This window comes from Mycetocola sp. TRD_SC_2 (assembly GCF_055361225.1).
In genome coordinates, this window is the sequence record NZ_CM143954.1 from 1,095,124 (window position 1) to 1,114,876 (window position 19,753).

Below are 19,753 nucleotides of genomic sequence, written 5' to 3' on the forward strand. Positions count from 1 at the left end.
CATACTGACGACATGACGCACGATGCTGCAGCTCCTGTCCGGCGGAACCTTCTCGTCCTTCTCGTCACGATCGCGGTCCTGGTCGTCGTCGCGCTCGCCATCGTGTTCACGCGGGGCGAACCAGAGGTGCTCGATGAGTCGACGCCTGAGGGGGTCGTGCAACGGTATGCCGCCGCGGTGCTCGACGGCGACGACGAGGAAGCGCTCAACTGGCTCTCGGACGACGCCCGTGACGAGTGTGGCAACACGCAAAGCGTCACACATGACGACCTGCGGGTGGCACTGATCTCCACCGATATGCGTGAGAACTCTGCGGATGTCCGGGTGCAGATCAGCCGGAACGGCGGTGGACCGTTTGAATCCGAGTACAGCTATGAGGAAGACGTCAAGCTGACGCGGGAAGGCAAGGACTGGCGCATCGAGGTTGCGCCGTGGGAACTGACGATCTGCCTGATGGACGGTGAGATCCGATGAGCGGAATCGCGCCATACGCTCCGGCGACAGGGTCAGCAGGGCAGACCATCCGACGAGTCATCGTCTACTCGCTGCTCTTCGCCCTCGTTATCATCGCCGCAACAGGTCTGCAGGGGCTCCTCGCCCTGGTCCTCGAACCGGACACGGTACTCGCCGGCGAGAGCACGGGCGCGCTCGCGCAGGCGCTGGCGTTCACCCTCATCGGTGGCCCGCTCGCCGCCCTGCTGTGGTGGGCATCGTGGCGCCGCCTCTCTGAGCCCGCCGAGCGCGCCGCGCTGACGTGGGGGCTCTACATCTCACTGGCATCCATCGTCGCGTTGATCTCCGCAACGATCGCGCTCGTCAGAGTGGTCACCGAGCTCATCGACGGGGAGTGGGACGGTGCGGCCTTCGCCACGGGAGTTGTGTTCGGGGCGGTGTGGGCCTGGCATCGGTGGATGTGGCGGCACCCGGCGAAGAGTCCTCTTCGGCTCGCGGAGGTGCCGGCGATTCTCGGGGCAGCATTCGGAATTCTTCTCGGTGCCGGGAACGCGATCGGAATGCTGGCCGGGATCTTCGATGCTGCCGTCATCGACCTCACGGCAGCGCCGACGATCGGTGAACGCTGGTGGGTGGGAACGTTCCAGGCCCTGGTCTGGGCGGCCGGGGGAGCGCTCGTCTGGGCGTGGCACTGGTATCGCGAGCGAGCCCGCACCACGGTCACCGGTCTGGCGAACGTCGCCCTCATTCTCGTCGGCATTCTCCTCGCCGCTCTTGTCACACTCGGCGGGGTCGGCACCGTTCTCTTCGTCTTGCTCAGACTTCTCCTCGATAACACCGACCCGATTCGGGTGCTGCTGTCGCCGCTCGGAGTAGCTATCGCTTCGGCACTGGTCGGAGCGGTGATCTGGACCTATTCACGCGGGATCGCGCTGGGCCGCTCTCCCGACGTGAGGCAGGCGAGCATCCTGGCCACGAGCGGTGTCGGGCTCGTCGGTGCGGCATCCGGACTCGGCGTCGTCGTCAATTCGGCGCTCGGCATCTTTGCGACACGCCTGGCGGGGGACGACCTCCGGACTCTGTTGCTCGGAGGCCTGAGCGCTCTGCTCGTCGGAGGTGTCGTGTGGTGGCTCACCTGGCGACCCTTCCGGCCGACGGATGCCGCGGCGGCAGGAACAGGACGGCGCATCTACCTCATCGCCGTCTTCGGCCTCAGTGCCATCGTCGCGCTCATCACGCTGCTCGTGATCGGCTACCGGTTGTTCGAGTTCTTCCTCCAGGGCGGCGCGAATCTCATCGAGCAGATCCGTGCACCGCTCGGGCTTCTGACGGCGACGGCACTGGTGGCCGGCTACCACTTCGGTGTCTGGCGACACGACCGTGCGGATGCCGCAGCGTCCGCGCCCCCTGAGCGGCCACGCACCATCGGCGAAGTGATCCTCGTCACGGCCGCCGACCCCACGCCGCTCATCGACGTGATCCGGCACGAAACGGGAGCGACCGTGACCGTCTGGCCGACGGCATCCGCACTGCAGTCGGCCCCGGCGTCACCCGCTGGAGCAGAGCCGTCCCCGGAACCGGAGAGCCTCGCTCGTGCCCTCGACGGGATCACGGGCCGGAGGGTCCTGATCCTCGCCGGTCCCGCCATGCGCCTCGAGGTCCTGCTGCTGGCGGACTGACGCACCAGCACACGTTCATCGGTCCCGAATGCCACTTTCGAGTGCAAGAACTCGGCATAAGGGACCGATGAGTCGCGCAGCCTCCCAGCCGAAGTGAACTGGCAAGCGAAGGCGAAGCGGTGTGTGCCGCGTCCAGGGCGTGGACGGGCGTCCACGGGCGGGGACGCGGCGCACGCCGCGGAGCCGTTGGTGGACTAGTTAACCGGCCCCGTCCACTTTTCTCCCGGCCCCTTACCAATGGGGTCAGGAAGAACGGATGCCTCGCGGAACGCCAGCTGCAGCGAACGCAGTCCGTCGCGGAGACTCCGTGCGTGCATGTCGCTGATCTCCGGGGCTCCCGCGGTGATCAGGCCGGCCAGCGCGTTGATGAGTTTGCGTGCCTCATCGAGATCCTGCTGCGAATCCGGGTCATCGGCGAGGCCGCACTTGACGGCTGCTGCACTCATGAGGTGGACGGCGGTAGTGGTGATCACCTCGACGGCGCCGACCTCTGCGATGTCGCGTGTGGCATCCGCTGCCGCGTCTTCCACGTTGTCGTAAGGGGATTCGTTAGTGCTCACTGCCAACCTCTGCTAGACTTCTGGACGGCTCCGGGACTTTCGTCCTGGTACGAAAGAGGAAATTTCCCACCCGCGCTTGACCGCTTCACTAAGGTTACCGGGTTGTTGTACTCCGCCGAACGCATGGTTTCATGCCGAGGTAGTCAGGGTACGAGCCGCTGCGATGGTGTTTAACCATCGTGGTTGCAGTGTGGTATTTCTCCTCTCTCGCCCGGTACAGGCATCCGTCTGAACCGGTGGTCACGAGATTTGAGTTAGAGGAGCTACGCATTAGCGATCCCCGTACAAACGACCGTATCCGCGTCCCCGAGGTTCGCCTCGTCGGTCCCGCCGGAGAACAGGTCGGCGTCGTCAAAATCGAGGTGGCACTGCGTCTTGCGCAGGATGCCGAGCTCGATCTGGTTGAGGTCGCCCCGAACTCCAAGCCACCGGTCGCAAAGATCATGGATTACGGCAAGTTCAAGTACGAGGCTGCGCAGAAGGCGAAGGAAGCCAGGCGCAACCAGGCGAACACGATCCTCAAAGAGGTTCGTTTCCGCCTCAAGATCGACAAGCACGACTACGAGACGAAAGTAAAGCGCGCTGAGGGATTCCTCAAGGGTGGCGACAAGGTCAAAGCAATGATCCTGTTCCGCGGCCGTGAGCAGTCCCGCCCTGACCAGGGCGTGCGCTTGCTCCAAAAATTTGCCGAAGATGTGGCGGAGCTGGGCACTGTTGAGTCCGCACCGACGATCGACGGTCGAAACATGGTCATGGTCATTGGACCTCTGAAGAACAAGTCAGAGGCCAAGGCCGAGGCCAACGCACATCGTGCTGCCGACAAGGCAGCTAAGCAGGAGGAAAACAATGCCTAAGCAGAAGACCCACTCCGGTGCCAAGAAGCGATTCAAGCTCACTGGTTCCGGCAAGATCAAGAAGCAGCAGTCGGGCATGCGTCACAACCTCGAAGTGAAGTCCGGCCAGCGCAAGCGTCGCCTGAACACTGACCAGCTTGTGTCCAAGGCTGACACCAAGAACATCAAGAAGCTTCTCGGTCGCTAGACCAGACCCGTTAGGAATATAAATAATGGCAAGAGTAAAAAGGGCGGTAAACGCTCACAAGAAGCGTCGGAAGATCCTCGAGCGGGCTGAGGGTTACCGGGGTCAGCGTTCGCGCCTGTACCGGAAGGCCAAGGAGCAGGTCACCCACTCCATGGTTTACGCGTACCGTGACCGCCGCCAGAAGAAGGGTGACTTCCGTCGCCTCTGGATCCAGCGGATCAACGCGGCATCGCGCGCCAACGGCCTGACCTACAACCGCCTCATCCAGGGTCTCGGTCTTGCCGGTATCGAGGTCGACCGTCGCATCCTCGCTGAACTCGCCGTTCACGAGCCCGCCACGTTCGCCGCCCTCGTCGAGAGCGCGAAGAAGGCCCTCCCGGCCGACACGTCGGCCCCGAAGGTTGACGCAGCAGCGTAGGTTTTTCGCTTCATTCAACGGGCATTCCGCTTCGGCGGGATGCCCGTTGTTGCGTTAACGCGCGAGCCTGTCGGGCGCTGCCTCCCGCCGCTCGTAGACTGGGCGTGTGCTTGATAATCCACGATCTCCGCGCGTCCGATCGGTCGCCAAACTTGCCAAACGACCCGGTCGTGCCGAGACGGGACTCTTCCTCCTTGAAGGACCTCAGGCCGTTTCTGAGGCGCTGACGTTCCGGCCGCAGCTGTTCGTCGAGCTGTTCGCGACGCCGACGGCGCTGGAGCGCTACAGCGACATCGCCGAGAAGGCCGCCGCAGCGAACGTCGAGATCGAGTTCGTCTCCGAAGAAGTTCTCAACGTGATGAGCGACACCGTCACCCCACAGGGGTTCATCGCTGTCGCCCACCAATTCCCGACCTCGATGAAGGACATCTTCGCCGCGGGCCCGAAGCTCATCGCGATCCTCGAAGAGGTGCGTGACCCGGGCAACCTCGGAACGATCATCCGTGCCGCGGACTCCGCAGGGGCGGACGCCGTCATCCTCACCGGCCGTTCGGTCGACCTCTACAACCCCAAGGTCGTCCGCTCGACCACGGGTTCGCTCTTTCACCTGCCGATCGCCGTCGGCGCTGAACTGCCCAACGTGATCCAGCGGGCACACGCTGCAGGCCTCACCGTTCTCGCTGCCGACGTCAAGGGCACGAGTCTCCTCGATGCTCGTGCGGACGGCACCCTCGCCAAACCGACCGCCTGGTTGTTCGGCAATGAAGCACACGGCCTCACCGACGAGCAGCTGCTCGAAGCGGATGCCGCTGTCACGGTGCCGATTTACGGTCACGCGGAATCCATGAACCTCGCCACGGCGGCGTCCGTCTGCCTGTACGAATCGGCGTTTGCGCAGCGTTCCGTCGCCTCCTGACCTCGCGCCGGGTTTGGTTACAACTCAGTAACGGGGACGGGCGCGTCATGCGCGCGAAACATGGCGTCCCGTACGTTGGTTCTCATGGAACCAACGCTGATCCCGCACACTACGAGCGTGCCTGTTGCCCGGCAGGGTGAGCCTCTCGTCGTCATTGACGGTGTGAACAAGCACTACGGCGAACTGCATGTCCTGAAGGACATCAATACCTCCGTCGCGCGCGGGGAAGTCGTCGTCGTCATCGGCCCCAGTGGATCAGGAAAGTCGACGTTGTGCCGGGCGATCAACCGCCTCGAGACGATCGACACCGGTTCGATCACCATTGACGGTGACACGCTGCCGGAAGAGGGGGCCGCCCTCGCACGGTTGCGCGCGGATGTCGGAATGGTTTTCCAGTCGTTCAATCTCTTTGCGCACAAGACGGTGCTCGAGAACATCACTCTCGCGCCGCTCAAGGTCAAGAAGATGTCGAAAAAGGATGCCACGGAGCGCGCGATGACGCTGCTCGAGCGGGTCGGTGTCGCCAACCAGGCCAACAAGATGCCGGCGCAGCTCTCCGGAGGTCAGCAGCAGCGGGTCGCGATTGCGCGCTCGCTCGCGATGAGTCCCAAGCTGATTCTCATGGACGAGCCGACGAGCGCGCTCGACCCCGAGATGATCAACGAGGTCCTGGACGTCATGGTGGGTCTGGCCAAGGAAGGCATGACCATGATCGTGGTGACCCACGAGATGGGCTTCGCGCGTAAGGCAGCCGACCGTGTGCTCTTCATGGCCGAAGGAGAGATTGTCGAAGAGGCGACTCCCGAACAGTTCTTCACGAACCCTCAGTCTGAGCGCGCGAAGGACTTCCTTTCCAAGATCCTCGACCACTGACCACCGGGCCGCGGCATCAGCCGGGCTCGTTTCCGCTTGGCCGTCTCTGGCGGTCAGGACACAGCACAACATTAAGAGGAAGAAGAAGCTGATGAAGCGTAAGAAGCTATCTCTGATCGCTCTCGGAGGAGTAGCGATGCTCGCTCTCTCCGCCTGTGCAGGCGGTGCCGGCGACGACGGCGCTGCAGCGCCCGAGCCCGAGGAGACAGTCGAGTTCGAAGAGGGCACGACGATGGCCGAACTCGCTGAAGCGGGCTCGATCACCATTGGCACCAAGTTCGACCAGCCGCTGTTCGGCCTCGTCGGACCGAGTGGCGAGCCCGAAGGATTCGACGTCGAGATCGGCAAGATCATCGCCGCCAAGCTCGGCATTGCCGACGACAAGATCGAGTGGAAAGAGACTGTTTCCGCCAACCGTGAGCCGTTCATCCAGAACGGCGAGGTCGACATCGTCATCGCGACGTACACGATCAACGACAAGCGTAAAGAAGTCATCTCCTTCGCAGGGCCGTACTACATGGCCGGCCAGTCGATCCTCGTCCTCGCCGACAACGACGACATCAAGACCGAAGCCGACCTCGAGGGCCAGCCGGTCTGTTCCGTCACTGGATCGACCCCGGCCGCGAAGCTTGCCGAGATCGGTGCGACACCGGTTCTCACCGACACCTACTCGAACTGCCTGGAGCCGCTGCGCACCGGACAGGTCGTTGCCGTGTCGACTGACAACGTGATCCTCGCGGGTCTCGCCGCCCAGAACGAGGGCGAATTCAAGGTCGTCGGCAAGCCGTTCACCGACGAGCCCTACGGTATCGGCCTCGCAAAGGACGACGATGACTTCCGCAACTTCATCAACGACGTCCTCGAAGAAGCCTACGAAGACGGATCGTACGAAGAAGCATGGACCAGCACCGCTGGAACCGTGCTCGAGTTCGTCGAGCCGCCGGCTGTAGACCGCTACTAGACAGCACCATGAACGGGGCGGGGAATTCTCCCCGCCCCGTTCATGAGCCCGTCGCAACCACAGAAACGGAAGAGGCCACATGGACGTCATCATCGACAACCTGCCTCGGTACCTCTCAGGATTCAGCCTGACGCTGCAACTGCTCGTCGTAGCAACGATTGCCTCGCTGATCCTGGGCACCATCATCGCCACCATGCGGATCTCTCCCGTGCCGTCTCTGCGCGGCTTCGCGGCCGTTTACACCGAGCTCGTCCGCAACACCCCGCTCACCCTCGTCCTCTTCTTCTGCGCGCTGATCCTGCCCTACCTCGGGGCACGGATGCCGTACGAGCAGTTCGCCATGATCGGCTTGAGCGTGTACACCTCGCCGTTCATCGCCGAAGCACTGCGATCGGGCATCAATGGCGTGCCGATCGGCCAGGCCGAAGCGGCTCGCAGCCTCGGTCTCGGATTCGGCCAGACCGTCGGGAACGTGGTCTTCCCGCAAGCGTTCCGCATGGTGATCCCGCCGCTCATCAACGTGATCATCGCTCTGACGAAGAACACGTCCGTTGCCGGTGGCTTCTTCGTCTTCGAGCTCTTCAGCGTCGGTAAGGAGCTTGCGAATGCGAACGGCAACGCCGTCATCGCGGTGCTCCTCGGCGTTGCCACCTTCTATCTGTTGATCACCATCCCGCTCGGTATCTTCGCCGGCCGGCTCGAGAAGAAGTGGGTGGTGTCGCGATGAGCAACTCCGTACTGTTCGACGCGCCGGGACCCAAGGCCCGCCGTCTCTCGATCATTCTCTCGATCGTTGTCGCGATCCTGATCGCCGCCGGGCTCTTCTGGCTGTACAGCGTGCTCGCGGCACCGCGGCCCAGTTCCGGCGGCATCACACTGCCCGGTATGTTCGACGCAAGCCGGTGGGATGTTTTCGCAGACCCCGAAGTGTGGACGTTCATCGGCAAGGGCGTCATCGGGACGCTGCAGGCCGCAGGCGCGGCAGCGGTACTTGCGTTGATCCTCGGAGTTGTGTTCGCGCTCCTTCGGACCGCCAATACAGCGTGGATCCGCGTGCCCACAACGGTCGTCCTCGAGTTCGTGCGCGGCATGCCCGTGCTGCTCATGATGCTCTTCATCCTGCTCGGGTTCTCGAGCGGCGCGTACTGGGCCGTCGTCCTTGCCCTGGGTCTGTACAACGGCGCGATCATCGGTGAAGCACTTCGCGCGGGCCTCGCGTCACTGCCCCGCGGCCAGCGAGAAGCTGGCCTCAGCCTCGGTCTGCGCGAACTCCAAACGCGAATGCTCATCGAGTTCCCGCAGGCTTTCCGCCAGATGTTGCCGATCATCGTCGCTCAACTCGTCGTGCTGCTCAAGGACACCTCGCTGGGCTTCATCGTCGGCTACCCCGAACTCATCCGGTCGACGATGAACAACCTCGCCAGTTTCTACGGCAACCGGTACCTGTTCTCGTTCTTCGCCGTGACCCTCGTGATCTACCTCATCATGAACCTGTCGCTGTCGTGGGTCGCCCGTTACCTGTCCAAGCGGACCGACTCGGCCCGCCGTGGAGGCAAGAGCAAGAAAGACGTTCCCGTTGATCCCGCGCTCGCCATCCAGCAGGCATCCATTGCTGCCCGGCAGACGGGTGAGGGCTCGGCTTAGCTCGCCACTCGGTAGACTTGGGCACCGTGTCCGACTCTCCCGAAATTTCCGAAACCACTGTGAACGCCGCGGTGGAGGCGGCGCTCGAGGCCATCGCTGCCGCAGCCGACTCCTCCGCCCTCAAGCAGGTGCGCGCCGAGCACACCGGTGAGTCCTCGCCCCTGGCGAAACTCAACGGCATGCTCCGATCCGTCGCCCCCGACCAGAAAGCGCCGCTCGGCAAGCTCGTCGGGCAGGCGCGCGGCCGGGTCAACGGCGCGTTTGCTGCCCGTGAGCAGGAGATCGTCGAGGCGGAGAACGCCGCGCAGCTTGCCGCAGAGGCCGTCGACGTGACCGCGATCGCCAGCCGTTACCGGGCCGGGGCGCGGCATCCGCTCACCCTCCTGCAGGATCGCGTGAGCGAGATCTTCACCGGCATGGGCTGGGAGATCGCCGAGGGCCCCGAGGTCGAGAGCGAGTGGTTCAACTTCGACGCCCTCAACTTCGACGCGGATCACCCCGCCCGCGCCATGCAGGACACCTTCTTCATCGACCCGCCCGAGTCGCACCTCGTGTTGCGAACCCACACGTCGCCGGTGCAGGTCCGATCGCTCCTCGACCGAGAACTGCCCGTCTACGTGCTCGCCCCTGGCCGCGTGTACCGCACCGACGAGTTCGACGCGACGCACCTCCCCGTCTTCATGCAGTTCGAGGGCCTCGCCGTCGACAAGGGCCTCACCATGGCGCACCTCAAGGGCACGCTCGACCACTTCGTCAAGTCGATCTTCGGAGACGAGGCGAAGATCCGCCTGCGCCCGAGCTACTTCCCGTTCACGGAGCCGAGCGCTGAGCTCGACTTCTGGCATCCCACGTTCAAGCACGGTCCGCGCTGGATCGAATGGGGCGGCTGCGGCATGGTCAACCCGAACGTGCTCCGCGCCGCCGGGATCGACCCGGACGTGTATTCAGGTTTTGCCTTCGGCATGGGAATCGAGCGTGGCCTGATGCTGCGCAACGACGTCCAGGACATGCGGGAGATGGTTGAGGGCGACGTGCGCTTCTCACAGCAGTTTGGAATGGTGGTTTAGCATGCGGGTGCCCCTGAGTTGGCTCGCCGAATACGTTGATCTCGCACCGGGATCGACAACCGAAGATGTGCACGCCGCCCTGGTGAAGGTCGGCCTCGAAGAGGAAGACGTGCACACCTTCGACGTCACCGGACCGGTTGTTGTCGGCGAGGTCCTCGAATTCACCGAGGAGCCGCAGAAAAACGGCAAGACCATTCGCTGGTGCCAGGTACGCGTCGCGCCCGACGGCGAACTCGCGGCCGACGGCGGCCCCGCCGTGCACGGCATCGTCTGTGGTGCAGGCAACTTCTTCGTCGGTGACAAGGTCGTCGTGACCCTGCCCGGCGCCGTGCTGCCCGGTCCGTTCCCGATCACACCGCGCAAGACCTACGGCCACGTCTCCGACGGCATGATCGCTTCGACCCGTGAGCTCGGCCTCGGCGACGAGCACGACGGCATCCTGCGTCTGTCGACCCTCGGCGTCGACGCCCCGGTCGGGACGGATGCCATCGCTCTGCTCGGCCTGGACGACGCCGCCGTCGAAATCAACGTCACCCCGGATCGCGGCTACGCCTTCTCGATCCGCGGTGTCGCCCGCGAGTACGCGCACGCCACCGGCGCCGCTTTCCGCGACCCTGCGCTGCGGCCCGAGCTGGACGCGCCCGTCGGCGATGGCTACGCCGTCGCGATCGATGACGCAGCGCCGATCCGCGGGCGCCAGGGTGCGAGTGTCTTCGCGACCCGCGTCGTGCGTGGAGTCGACGCCTCGCTTCCGACTCCACCGTGGATGATGTCGCGACTGAAGCTTGCCGGCATCCGCTCGATTTCGCTCCTCGTCGACATCACCAACTACGTCATGCTCGAGCTCGGGCAGCCGATCCACGGCTACGACCTCGACGCGCTCACCGGCGGCATCGTCGTGCGCAGGGCCGTCCCGACCGAGACGGTCGAAACCCTCGACGGGCAGAAGCGCACGCTCGACCGCGAAGACCTGCTCATCACCGACGGCTCCGGCGCGATCGGTATCGCCGGCGTCATGGGTGGCGCACGCACCGAGATGGGCGACTCCACGCGCAACGTGCTCATCGAAGCCGCGAACTTCGACCCGGTGTCGATCGCCCGCACCGCCCGCAGGCACAAGTTGTCGAGTGAAGCGTCCAAGCGCTTCGAGCGCGGTGTCGACCCGAGCATCGCTGTTGCGGCCGCGTCACGGGTCGCCGAACTGATGGTCTCGCTCGCCGGGGGAGAGGCGGATGCCGTCGCAGGCGTCGTCGGCGAACCGACCGCCCCGCAGGCTGTTCCCTTCCCCGACGGTTATGTCTCCACCCTGATCGGCGTCGACTACACCGATGAGGAGATCCGCGGCTCACTGCTGGAGATCGGTGCGACGATCGAGGACTCTGACGGGGGACTGCTCGTCACCCCGCCGACCTGGCGCCCCGACCTCACCGACAAGTCCGACCTGGCCGAAGAGGTCGCGCGGATCGTCGGGTATGACCGGATCCCGTCCGTGCTGCCCATTGCTCCCGCTGGCCGTGGCCTCAGCCGGTCGCAGCGCATCCGTCGAACCGTCGCAGATACACTCGCCGCTGCCGGGTCGACCGAGATCCTCGCGTTCCCGTTCCTGGGTGCGACCGAGAACAACGTCTACGGCTCCGCGGACTCCGACGAAGTCGCAGCCATCAAGGTCGCCAACGCGCTCGACGCAACAGCGCCCTACCTGCGCACGACCCTCCTTCCCGGACTGATCGAGGCCGCGAAGCGCAACCTTTCCCGCGGCCTCACCGACCTGTCGCTCTTCGAGGTCGGACTCGTCTTCCGGCCCGAGGCAGGGCGTTCGTACGGGCAGGCTGACCTGCCATCCGGCGTCACGCTGCCGACGCCCGAGCAGCTCGCTGAACTCAACGCCGGTATCCCGCCGCAGCCACGCCACGTCGGTGTGCTGATCCTTGGCAACGCCGTGTCGAAGCAGCCCGGCCAGCAGGCGGTGCCGTCCGGCATCGCGGATGCTCTCGCGGCGGTCACGCAGATCGGACTCGCGACAGGCGCAAAGATCGACGTGGTGCAGGGGAGTCACAAGGCGTTCCACCCCGGCCGCACCGCTGAACTGCGGGTGGGTGACCGCGCCGTTGGGTTCGCCGGAGAGCTCCTTCCCCAGCTGGCACTCGACTCCGACCTGCCGCGCGTCGTCGCCGTCGTCGAGCTCGACCTCGACGCGGTGATCGCGTCCACCGACGCGGTGTTCACCGCCGGAGTCATCGGGACGCTTCCCGCCGCGACCCAGGACCTCTCACTCGTCGTCTCCGTGGATGCGCCCGCCGCAGCCGTGGGTGCCGCCGTGCGTGAGGGTGCAGGGGAACTGCTGGAAAGCATCCGTCTCGTCGACGACTACCGGGGTTCGGGGCTCGAGGACGGCACGAAGAGCCTGACCTTTGCCCTGCGATTCCGGGCACCCGACCGCACGCTCACCGCTGCCGAGGCCACCGAGGCCAAGCTCGCGGGCTCAGCGCTCGCGGCCGAACGGTTCGGGGCGGCAATCCGGGACTAGCGCTTCATCGAGATTGCAGTTGCGGCCCGAAAACCCTCGTGCGCGGGAGGTTTTCGGGTCACAACTGCTATCTCACTGGCGTCGCGTGGTACCGCTCCCTCGCGGGCGCAAGCGGCCGCTCGCTGCGGCATCCGAGGTCTGCACTCCCGGGGGAGCTCCAATTTCAGGAGATCCGGTCCGACACGCCGTTCGAGAGCGCTCTCAGCACGGCGTGTCGCGACGATCTCCTGAATTTGAGGCCGATCGCCGAGCCGTGGGGGAGTTCTTCGGCGGAGCTGCTGGTTTCTACCAGGCGCCCGGCTTGTAGTCCTTGAGGAAGCATCCGAAGAGGTCCTCGCCCGCCTCTCCGCGCACGATCGGGTCGTAGACCCGAGCGGCGCCGTCGACGAGGTCGAGTGGGGCGTGGAAGCCTTCCTCAGCGAGCCGTACCTTCGTCGGGTGCGGGCGCTCGTCGGTGATCCAGCCGGTGTCAACAGCGGTCATGAGGATGCCATCGGTCTCGAGCATCTCTCCGGCGCTCGTGCGCGTGAGCATGTTGAGCGCGGCTTTGGCCATGTTGGTGTGCGGATGCCCCGGGCCCTTGTACCGGCGGGAGAACTGGCCCTCCATCGCCGACACGTTGACGACGTACTTACGGTGGGCGGAGGATGCAGCCATCGACGGACGCAGGCGGCTGATCAGCAGGAACGGCGCTGTCGTGTTGCACAACTGCACCTCGAGCATCTCGAGTGGGTCGACGTGCTCGATGTTCTGCACCCAGCTGTTCGTGGTCTGCAGGTCGGGGACGAGCCCGCCGGCGTCGATCGCGGTGCCGTCGGCGTGCTTCGCGAGCGATGACGAACCGGGCGCCATGGCGAGGTTCGCGAGGTCAGCGGCGGTGAGAGCGGGGGAGCCGGCCTCGGCAACCGTCCCGGCGAGCGACGCGACAGAGAGCAGCGGATGAGCGGCGACCGACGCGGCCAGAGCCTCCGGGTGCTGATCGGCGGTGTGCCCGAAGGTCTCCATCTCGGGGAGAGGACCGTCAGGGAGCGGCTGCAGTTCGGCATCCGCGAGCAGTGAGTACGAACCGGCAGTGCGGCGCACGGTCTGTGCCGCGTTGTTGATGAGGATGTCGAGCGGACCCTGGGCGGCGACGGAGTCGGCGAGGCCGATCACCTGGGCGGGGTCACGCAGGTCGATGCCGACGACACGGAGCCGGTGCAGCCAGTCGGCAGAGTCGGGGAGCGACGCGAAGCGGCGGATGGCATCCCGCGGGAACCGCGTCGTGATCGTCGTATGCGCACCGTCGCGCAGCAGGCGCAGCGCGATGTACATGCCGATCTTCGCGCGACCACCGGTGAGCAGCGCTCGCTTGCCGGTGAGATCCGTCCGGGCATCGCGCTTGCCGTGACTGAACCGGGCACAGTCCGGGCAGAGCTGGTGGTAGAACGCGTCGACGAGCGTGTACGGCTGCTTGCAGATGTAACAGTTGCGTGGCTTGAGCAGCTCGCCGGCCGTCGGCGCCTCGACCGTCGTCGCGAGCGGAATGCCACGCGTCTCATCGTCGATGCGATCGGATGCCCCGGTGGCGGTGGCCGCGATGACCGCCTTGTCGGCGTTGGCGATGGTGTCGCGCAGTTCCCGGCGGCGGGTGCGCTTGACAGCCTTGAACATGGCGGCGGTCGCGCGGCGGACGGTGACGTAGTCCGGGTGCTCTTCGTCGAGAGTGTTCATCGAGGAGAGGACGCGGAGAGTGGTCTCGAGGTCTGAGGGGTCGATCCCGTCGCCGGCGGGAGCGGGTGTCGATGTGGCGGCGGTCATTTGGGCGATTCTACCCGAGGACATCTGGGCTCCAGCCGTGCGCCGGGGTGGAATGATGGGGGGCATGAACCCGATCGAGTGGCTCTTCGACGCGCAACTGGTGATCGGCGACCAGACAATCCTCTGGCGAGAGATCCTCGGTAACGGGTTCGGCATGGCCAGCGCCGTCGGCGGGATGCGCCGCAAGGTGTGGGCGTGGCCGGTCGGGATCGTCGGCAACGTGATGCTGTTCACGGTGTTCCTCGGTGCTGTCTTCGGAACACCCAACCCGGTGAACCTCCTCGGCCAGGCCGGACGCCAGGTCATGTTCATCATCGTCTCGATCTACGGCTGGGTGCAGTGGCGGCAGAGCCGCAACTCCGAGAAGCACACGGCGGTGACCCCGCACTGGGCGTCGAACAAGGCCCGGTTCTTCCTGATCCTCGGTCTCTTCGGCGGAACCCTCGTGCTCATCCCGGTCTTCCGGGCGCTGGGCTCATTTGAACCGGTGTGGGCAGACGCATGGATCTTCATGGGCTCCCTCCTCGCCACCTACGGCATGGCCAAGGGCTGGGTCGAGTTCTGGCTGATCTGGATCGCGGTCGACATCGTCGGCGTGCCGCTGCTGGTCAGCGCCGGGTACTACGCCTCCGCTCTGCTGTATCTCTTCTACGGCGGGTTCACGCTCGTCGGCTTCTTCATCTGGATGCGGGTGCAAAAGAAGAACTCACTCACGATCGAGACGGCGTTCCCTGATCCGACCGTCAAGCGCTGACGCTCCTGCTGGTCCGTGACCCGTTGGTCGAGTAGCTCGCGCAGCGAGAGTATCGAGACCCGGGAATCTCGATACGCTTCGCACTCGATCAGCGAAACCCACTGAGTAAGGCATGATCGAAGGACCATGACCTCACCGAAGCTCGACCCGCACGCCCTCCGCTCGAGCCTCGGCACTTCGATCGAAGCGGATGCCGTCTACGACGCGTTCTCCGCGTGGGTCGACGCCACCGGCATCCGTCTGTATCCGGCACAGGATGAGGCGATCATCGAGATCGTGTCCGGGCAGAACCTCGTGCTCAGTACCCCGACGGGAACAGGAAAGTCCCTCGTCGCGATCGGCGCACACTTCGCCGCCCTCGTCGCCGGCAAGCGCAGCTTCTACACCGCGCCGATCAAGGCGCTCGTCAGTGAGAAGTTCTTCGCGCTCGTCGACGTGTTCGGCGCCGAGAACGTCGGCATGATGACCGGGGACTCGTCGGTCAACGCCGACGCACCGATCATCTGCTGCACAGCGGAGATCCTCGCGAACCTCGCCCTCCGCAACGGCGAGGACACCGAGGTCGACCAGGTCGTCATGGACGAGTTCCACTTCTACGCCGATCCGGAGCGTGGCTGGGCCTGGCAGGTTCCGCTCCTGAGCCTGCCGAGGGTGCAGTTCATCCTGCTGTCGGCGACCCTCGGTGACGTGACGGCGCTCGCCGAAGACCTCACGCGACGCACCGGGCGCGAGACAGCGCTCGTCACCGGTGTTGACCGGCCGGTGCCGCTGCACTTCTACTACGAGACGACGCCCGTCCACGAGACGGTGGAGGAACTGCTCACCACGGGGCAGGCGCCCGTCTACATCGTGCATTTCTCGCAGGCCGCCGCGATGGAACGCGCGCAGTCGATGTCGAGCATGAAAGTCGCCACCCGGGAACAGCGGGATGTCATCGCCGAGTTGATCGGCGAATTCCGCTTCACGACGAGCTTCGGCAAGACACTCTCACGGCTGATCCGCGCGGGGATCGGGGTGCACCACGCCGGCATGCTGCCGAAGTACCGGCGGCTCGTCGAGCAACTCGCGCAGCGCGGGTACCTGCGGGTCATTTGCGGAACGGACACCCTCGGCGTCGGCATCAACGTTCCGATCCGCACGGTGCTGTTCACCGCGCTCACCAAATACGACGGAACACGGATGCGACAGCTCAAGGCACGCGAATTCCACCAGATCGCTGGGCGGGCCGGCCGCGCCGGGTTCGACACAGCGGGAACCGTCGTCGTGCAGGCTCCCGAGCACGAGACCGAGAACCTCAACGCCATCAAGAAGGCCGGCGACGACCCGAAGAAGAAGCGCAAGATCATCCGCAAGAAGGCGCCGGAGGGATTCGTCTCGTGGGGTGAGCCGTCCTTCCAGCGCATCGTCGCCGCTGAACCGGAGACGCTGACCTCGAGCATGCAGATCACCTCCGCGATGCTCATCAACGTGATCGGGCGTGGGGGAGACGTGTACCAGCACGTCCACGACCTCGTCTTCGACAACCACGAACCGTGGAAACGACAGCTCGAACTCGCTCGCCGTGCCCTCGGGATCTACCGCACCCTCCGTGAATCGGGGATCGTCGAACAGTCCGCAGACGGAACCATCCGCCTCACCGTCGACCTGCAGCCCAACTTTGCGCTCAACCAGCCGCTGTCGCCGTTCGCGCTCGCCGCGTTCGAACTGCTCGACCCGGAGGACCCCGGCTACGCCCTCGACATGATCTCCATCGTCGAGGCGACCCTCGACAACCCACGCGCCGTGCTCAGCCCGCAGCAGTTCCTCGCGCGGGGTGAAGCCGTCGCCGCGATGAAGTCGGAGGGAATCGAGTACGACCAGCGGATGGAACTCCTCGAGCAGATCACCCACCCGAAACCGCTCGAAGAACTCCTCACCGTCACCTTCGAGACCTACAGCGCACACCAGCCGTGGATCCGCGACTTCGAGCTCAGCCCCAAGTCGATCGTGCGCGACATGTACGAGCGCGCGATGTCGTTCGGCGAATTCATCGCCTTCTACAAACTCGCCCGCTCCGAGGGTGTCGTGCTCCGCTACCTCTCCGACGCCTACCGGGCCGCCCGGCAGACGATTCCCGACGACGCCAAAACCGAAGACCTCCTCGACCTCATCGAGTGGCTCGGCGAACTCGTCCGTCAGGTCGACTCGAGCCTCCTCGACGAGTGGGAGGAACTCAGCCACCCGGATGCCACGAAGCACGCCGAGCAGGCGGAGGCCATCGTGCCGCCGGCACCGAAACGCCTCACCGGCAACACGCGCGCGTTCCGCATCCTCGTGCGCAACGAATTGTTCCGCCGGGTGCAGCTTGCGGCCCTCGAGGACTACGACGCCCTCGGGGAGCTCGACGCGGCATCCGGATTCGACGCCGACCGCTGGGCGGACTCGCTCGACGGCTACTTCGAGGAGTACGACCAGATCCTCACCGGGCCAGACGCCCGGAGTTCGGATCTGCTGATCCTCGACGAGAGCGGCCCGGTCTGGACCGCGCGACAGATCCTCGACGACCCGGCCGGAGACCACGACTGGGGAATCAGCGCCGAGATCGACCTCGCCGAATCCGACGAACAGGGCTTCGCCGTCGTCAGCGTCACGGGCGTCAACCGGCTCTGAGAACGAGGGCCGATTGGCGGATGCCGCTGCGGTGCGGCTACAGTCGACTCATGGCCATCTCCGACAGCAGTGTTTTCGCACAGGGTTTCACCCCGTGCAGCCTGCGTCGACGCCGTACCTCAGAGCGACGATAGGCGACGCCGGGCGAGGAGTGCACCGCACGACTCCGACAAGCGCCGCCGAACTCTCCCACGATCGTTTCTCAATAAGGTAGAGCCATGTCCTTTTCTGTAGCCGTAGCCGGTGCATCCGGTTACGCCGGGGGAGAGCTGCTGCGTTTGCTCGCGGCACACCCCCAGTTCGACATCCGCACCGTGACCGCGCATTCCAACGCGGGCCAGCCGCTGGCATCCGTCCAGCCACACCTGCGCTCCCTCGCGCACCTCACCCTCACCGAGACGACGCCCGAGAACCTCTCCGGTCACGACGTCGTGTTCCTCGCCCTGCCGCACGGCAAATCGGGTGAGGTAACGGCACAACTCGACGAGAACACCCTCGTCGTCGACTGCGGCGCCGACCACCGGCTCGCGAGCGAGGCCGACTGGGCCGCGTTTTACGGCGGAGACTACTTCGGCGCCTGGGCCTACGGGGTCCCCGAACTCCTCGTCGGCGGCTCGAAACAGCGCGAACACCTCGCCGGGGTTCGACGCATCGCCGCACCGGGCTGCAACGCGAGCACCGTCGCCCTCTCGCTCGCACCCGGTATCGCCGCCGGGGTGATCGAGCCGGCCGATATCGTCAGCGTCCTCGCCGTCGGCCCCTCCGGTGCGGGCAAGGCGCTCAAGACGAACCTCCTCGCCGCCGAGATCCTCGGCTCCGCGAACCCGTACGCCGTCGGGGGAACCCACCGGCACATCCCCGAGATCGCGCAGGGCCTGCGCGGCGCTGGGGCAACAGACGTGAGCATCTCGTTCACCCCCGTCCTCGTGCCGATGTCCCGCGGCATCCTCGCGACCTCGACCGCGCGCATCGTGCCGGGAACGAGTGCAGATGCCGTCCGCGCGGCCTGGCAGGACGCCTACGGAGACGAGACCTTCGTGCAGCTGCTGCCGGAAGGGGAGTTCCCGCGCACCGCCGACGTTCTCGGTGCCAACACCATGCTGATGGGACTTTCCGTCGACGAAGCCGCCGGCCGCGTGGTCGTCGTCACCGCCGTCGACAACCTCGCCAAGGGCACCGCAGGGGCTGCCATCCAATCCGCCAACATCGCCCTCGGCATCGAGGAATCGACCGGTCTTCCGGTGAACGGAGTCGCACCATGAGCGTCACAGCAGCACAGGGTTTCGAAGCGGCCGGCATCGCCATCGGTCTCAAGGCGTCTGGCGGCAAGGACCTCGCCCTCGTCGTGAACCGTGGACCAGGGGCGGCCTCCGCCGCCGTCTTCACCAGCAACCGCGCGCTTGCCAACCCGATTATCTGGTCGAAGCAGGTCATCGCCGATGGAACGGTCAGCGCGATCGTCCTGAACTCCGGCGGCGCGAACTGCTTCACTGGCACGCAGGGGTTCCAGACCACCCACGCCACCGCCGAAGCCGTCGCGACCGCGCTCGATATTTCCGCCGGTGATGTGCTCGTCTGTTCCACTGGGCTCATCGGCGAACAGCTCGACCGTGACAAGCTCCTGCCCGGCGTCGCCACCGTCGCCGCAGAACTCAGCGCGAACGGCGGCGCCGGCGCGGCCGAGGCCATCCTCACCACCGACAGCCACCCGAAGACCGCGGTCTTCGAGGGAAACGGCTGGGTTATCGGAGGAATGGCGAAGGGGGCGGGGATGCTCGCTCCGGGCCTCGCAACGATGCTCGTCGTCCTGACCACCGACGCGGATGTCGCATCAGACCAGCTCGACAGCGCCCTCCGTGCTGCGACCAGGATGAGCTTCGACCGGCTCGACTCAGACGGCTGCATGTCGACCAACGACCAGGTGTCGATCCTCGCCTCCGGTGCATCCGGCGTCGAACCGGACGCTGACGAATTCGCCCATGGCCTCCGCGAGATCTGCCTCGACCTCGCCCGCCAGCTCCAGACGGATGCCGAGGGCGCGTCCCACGACATCACCATCGAGGTCGTCGGTGCCGTGACCGAAGACGACGCCGTCGAAGTAGGGCGCTCGGTCGCCAGGAACAACCTCTTCAAGGCAGCGGTCTTCGGCAACGACCCCAACTGGGGACGCGTCCTCGCGGCGATCGGAACCACGACAGCACCGTTCGACCCTTACGCCGTCGACGTGAGCATGAACGGCGTCCGCGTCTGCCACGCCGGAGCGCCCGACCAGTCACGCGACCTCGTCGACCTCACCGGTCGCGCCGTCCACGTGCTCATCGAACTGCACGAGGGCACTGAATCGGCCACCATCATGACCAACGACCTCACGCACGACTACGTGCATGAGAACAGCGCGTACTCGAGCTGAT

Annotated in this window: 18 protein-coding genes; 16 read left to right on the top strand and 2 right to left on the bottom strand. The window is 65.5% G+C overall.

Annotated features, from left to right (window positions below):
- The first annotated feature begins 12 nt into the window (after positions 1-12).
- Both ACWA1Q_RS05200 and ACWA1Q_RS05205 read left to right on the top strand, forming a co-directional pair.
- Entirely contained in the window at positions 13-474 is a 462-nt protein-coding gene (locus tag ACWA1Q_RS05200) for a hypothetical protein (RefSeq protein ID WP_463760078.1), read from the top strand.
- Positions 471-2,132 (top strand): DUF5671 domain-containing protein, encoded by a 1,662-nt coding sequence (locus tag ACWA1Q_RS05205; protein ID WP_463760079.1) that lies wholly within the window; start codon positions 471-473, stop codon positions 2,130-2,132. The genes ACWA1Q_RS05200 and ACWA1Q_RS05205 overlap by 4 nt, the downstream gene beginning before the upstream one ends.
- A 194-nt stretch (positions 2,133-2,326) precedes the next feature.
- Here the strand turns inward: ACWA1Q_RS05205 and ACWA1Q_RS05210 are convergent, their stop codons facing one another.
- The gene (locus tag ACWA1Q_RS05210; RefSeq protein ID WP_463760081.1) at positions 2,327-2,692 is read right to left on the bottom strand and encodes a DUF1844 domain-containing protein; all 366 of its coding nucleotides are present in this window, start codon (positions 2,690-2,692) and stop codon (positions 2,327-2,329) included.
- Between the two features lie 236 nt (positions 2,693-2,928).
- On the opposite strand from ACWA1Q_RS05210, the gene infC reads away from it, so the two are divergent.
- From infC to pheT, 10 genes are all read left to right on the top strand, one after another.
- Positions 2,929-3,546, top strand: a complete 618-nt coding sequence (gene infC / locus ACWA1Q_RS05215; RefSeq protein ID WP_463760083.1) for a translation initiation factor IF-3 — start codon at positions 2,929-2,931, stop codon at positions 3,544-3,546.
- On the top strand, positions 3,539-3,733 hold the full coding sequence (rpmI, locus tag ACWA1Q_RS05220) for a 50S ribosomal protein L35 (protein WP_196834244.1): 195 nt from the start codon (positions 3,539-3,541) through the stop codon (positions 3,731-3,733). The genes infC and rpmI overlap by 8 nt, the downstream gene beginning before the upstream one ends.
- A gap of 25 nt (positions 3,734-3,758) precedes the next feature.
- On the top strand, positions 3,759-4,151 hold the full coding sequence (gene rplT / locus ACWA1Q_RS05225; RefSeq protein ID WP_297359194.1) for a 50S ribosomal protein L20: 393 nt from the start codon (positions 3,759-3,761) through the stop codon (positions 4,149-4,151).
- Between the two features lie 106 nt (positions 4,152-4,257).
- Positions 4,258-5,067, top strand: coding sequence for a TrmH family RNA methyltransferase (locus ACWA1Q_RS05230; protein WP_463760084.1), 810 nt, complete (start codon positions 4,258-4,260; stop codon positions 5,065-5,067).
- An 84-nt stretch (positions 5,068-5,151) separates the two neighbouring features.
- On the top strand, positions 5,152-5,940 hold the full coding sequence (locus ACWA1Q_RS05235; RefSeq protein WP_463760086.1) for an amino acid ABC transporter ATP-binding protein: 789 nt from the start codon (positions 5,152-5,154) through the stop codon (positions 5,938-5,940).
- A gap of 91 nt (positions 5,941-6,031) precedes the next feature.
- Complete coding sequence (locus ACWA1Q_RS05240) at positions 6,032-6,901, top strand: glutamate ABC transporter substrate-binding protein (protein ID WP_463760088.1); 870 nt, start codon at positions 6,032-6,034, stop codon at positions 6,899-6,901.
- 79 nt (positions 6,902-6,980) lie between these two features.
- Positions 6,981-7,628 carry an amino acid ABC transporter permease gene (locus ACWA1Q_RS05245; protein WP_463760089.1) on the top strand — a complete coding sequence of 216 codons (648 nt, stop codon included), beginning with the start codon at positions 6,981-6,983 and terminating at the stop codon, positions 7,626-7,628.
- Positions 7,625-8,545, top strand: a complete 921-nt coding sequence (locus ACWA1Q_RS05250) for an amino acid ABC transporter permease (RefSeq protein WP_463760091.1) — start codon at positions 7,625-7,627, stop codon at positions 8,543-8,545. The genes ACWA1Q_RS05245 and ACWA1Q_RS05250 overlap by 4 nt, the downstream gene beginning before the upstream one ends.
- Positions 8,546-8,571: 26 nt before the next feature.
- A complete protein-coding gene (gene pheS / locus ACWA1Q_RS05255) occupies positions 8,572-9,612 on the top strand; it encodes a phenylalanine--tRNA ligase subunit alpha (RefSeq protein ID WP_463760093.1) in 1,041 nt (346 codons plus the stop codon).
- Position 9,613: 1 nt separating this feature from the next.
- Positions 9,614-12,139 carry a phenylalanine--tRNA ligase subunit beta gene (gene pheT / locus ACWA1Q_RS05260; RefSeq protein WP_463760095.1) on the top strand — a complete coding sequence of 842 codons (2,526 nt, stop codon included), beginning with the start codon at positions 9,614-9,616 and terminating at the stop codon, positions 12,137-12,139.
- Positions 12,140-12,424: 285 nt separating this feature from the next.
- Here the strand turns inward: pheT and ACWA1Q_RS05265 are convergent, their stop codons facing one another.
- A complete protein-coding gene (locus tag ACWA1Q_RS05265; RefSeq protein WP_463760097.1) occupies positions 12,425-13,939 on the bottom strand; it encodes an SDR family NAD(P)-dependent oxidoreductase in 1,515 nt (504 codons plus the stop codon).
- Between the two features lie 64 nt (positions 13,940-14,003).
- Here ACWA1Q_RS05265 and pnuC point away from each other — a divergent pair, with 64 nt between their 5' ends.
- The 4 genes from pnuC to argJ all read left to right on the top strand — a co-directional run bounded on the left by pnuC (position 14,004) and on the right by argJ (position 19,752).
- A complete protein-coding gene (gene pnuC / locus ACWA1Q_RS05270; RefSeq protein ID WP_463760098.1) occupies positions 14,004-14,693 on the top strand; it encodes a nicotinamide riboside transporter PnuC in 690 nt (229 codons plus the stop codon).
- Between the two features lie 126 nt (positions 14,694-14,819).
- Positions 14,820-17,342, top strand: coding sequence for a DEAD/DEAH box helicase (locus ACWA1Q_RS05275; protein WP_463760099.1), 2,523 nt, complete (start codon positions 14,820-14,822; stop codon positions 17,340-17,342).
- A 218-nt stretch (positions 17,343-17,560) separates the two neighbouring features.
- Positions 17,561-18,604: an N-acetyl-gamma-glutamyl-phosphate reductase gene (argC, locus tag ACWA1Q_RS05280; RefSeq protein ID WP_463760101.1), complete on the top strand. Its 1,044-nt coding sequence runs from the start codon at positions 17,561-17,563 to the stop codon at positions 18,602-18,604.
- On the top strand, positions 18,601-19,752 hold the full coding sequence (gene argJ, locus ACWA1Q_RS05285) for a bifunctional glutamate N-acetyltransferase/amino-acid acetyltransferase ArgJ (protein WP_463760103.1): 1,152 nt from the start codon (positions 18,601-18,603) through the stop codon (positions 19,750-19,752). The genes argC and argJ overlap by 4 nt, the downstream gene beginning before the upstream one ends.
- Position 19,753: the final 1 nt, after the last annotated feature.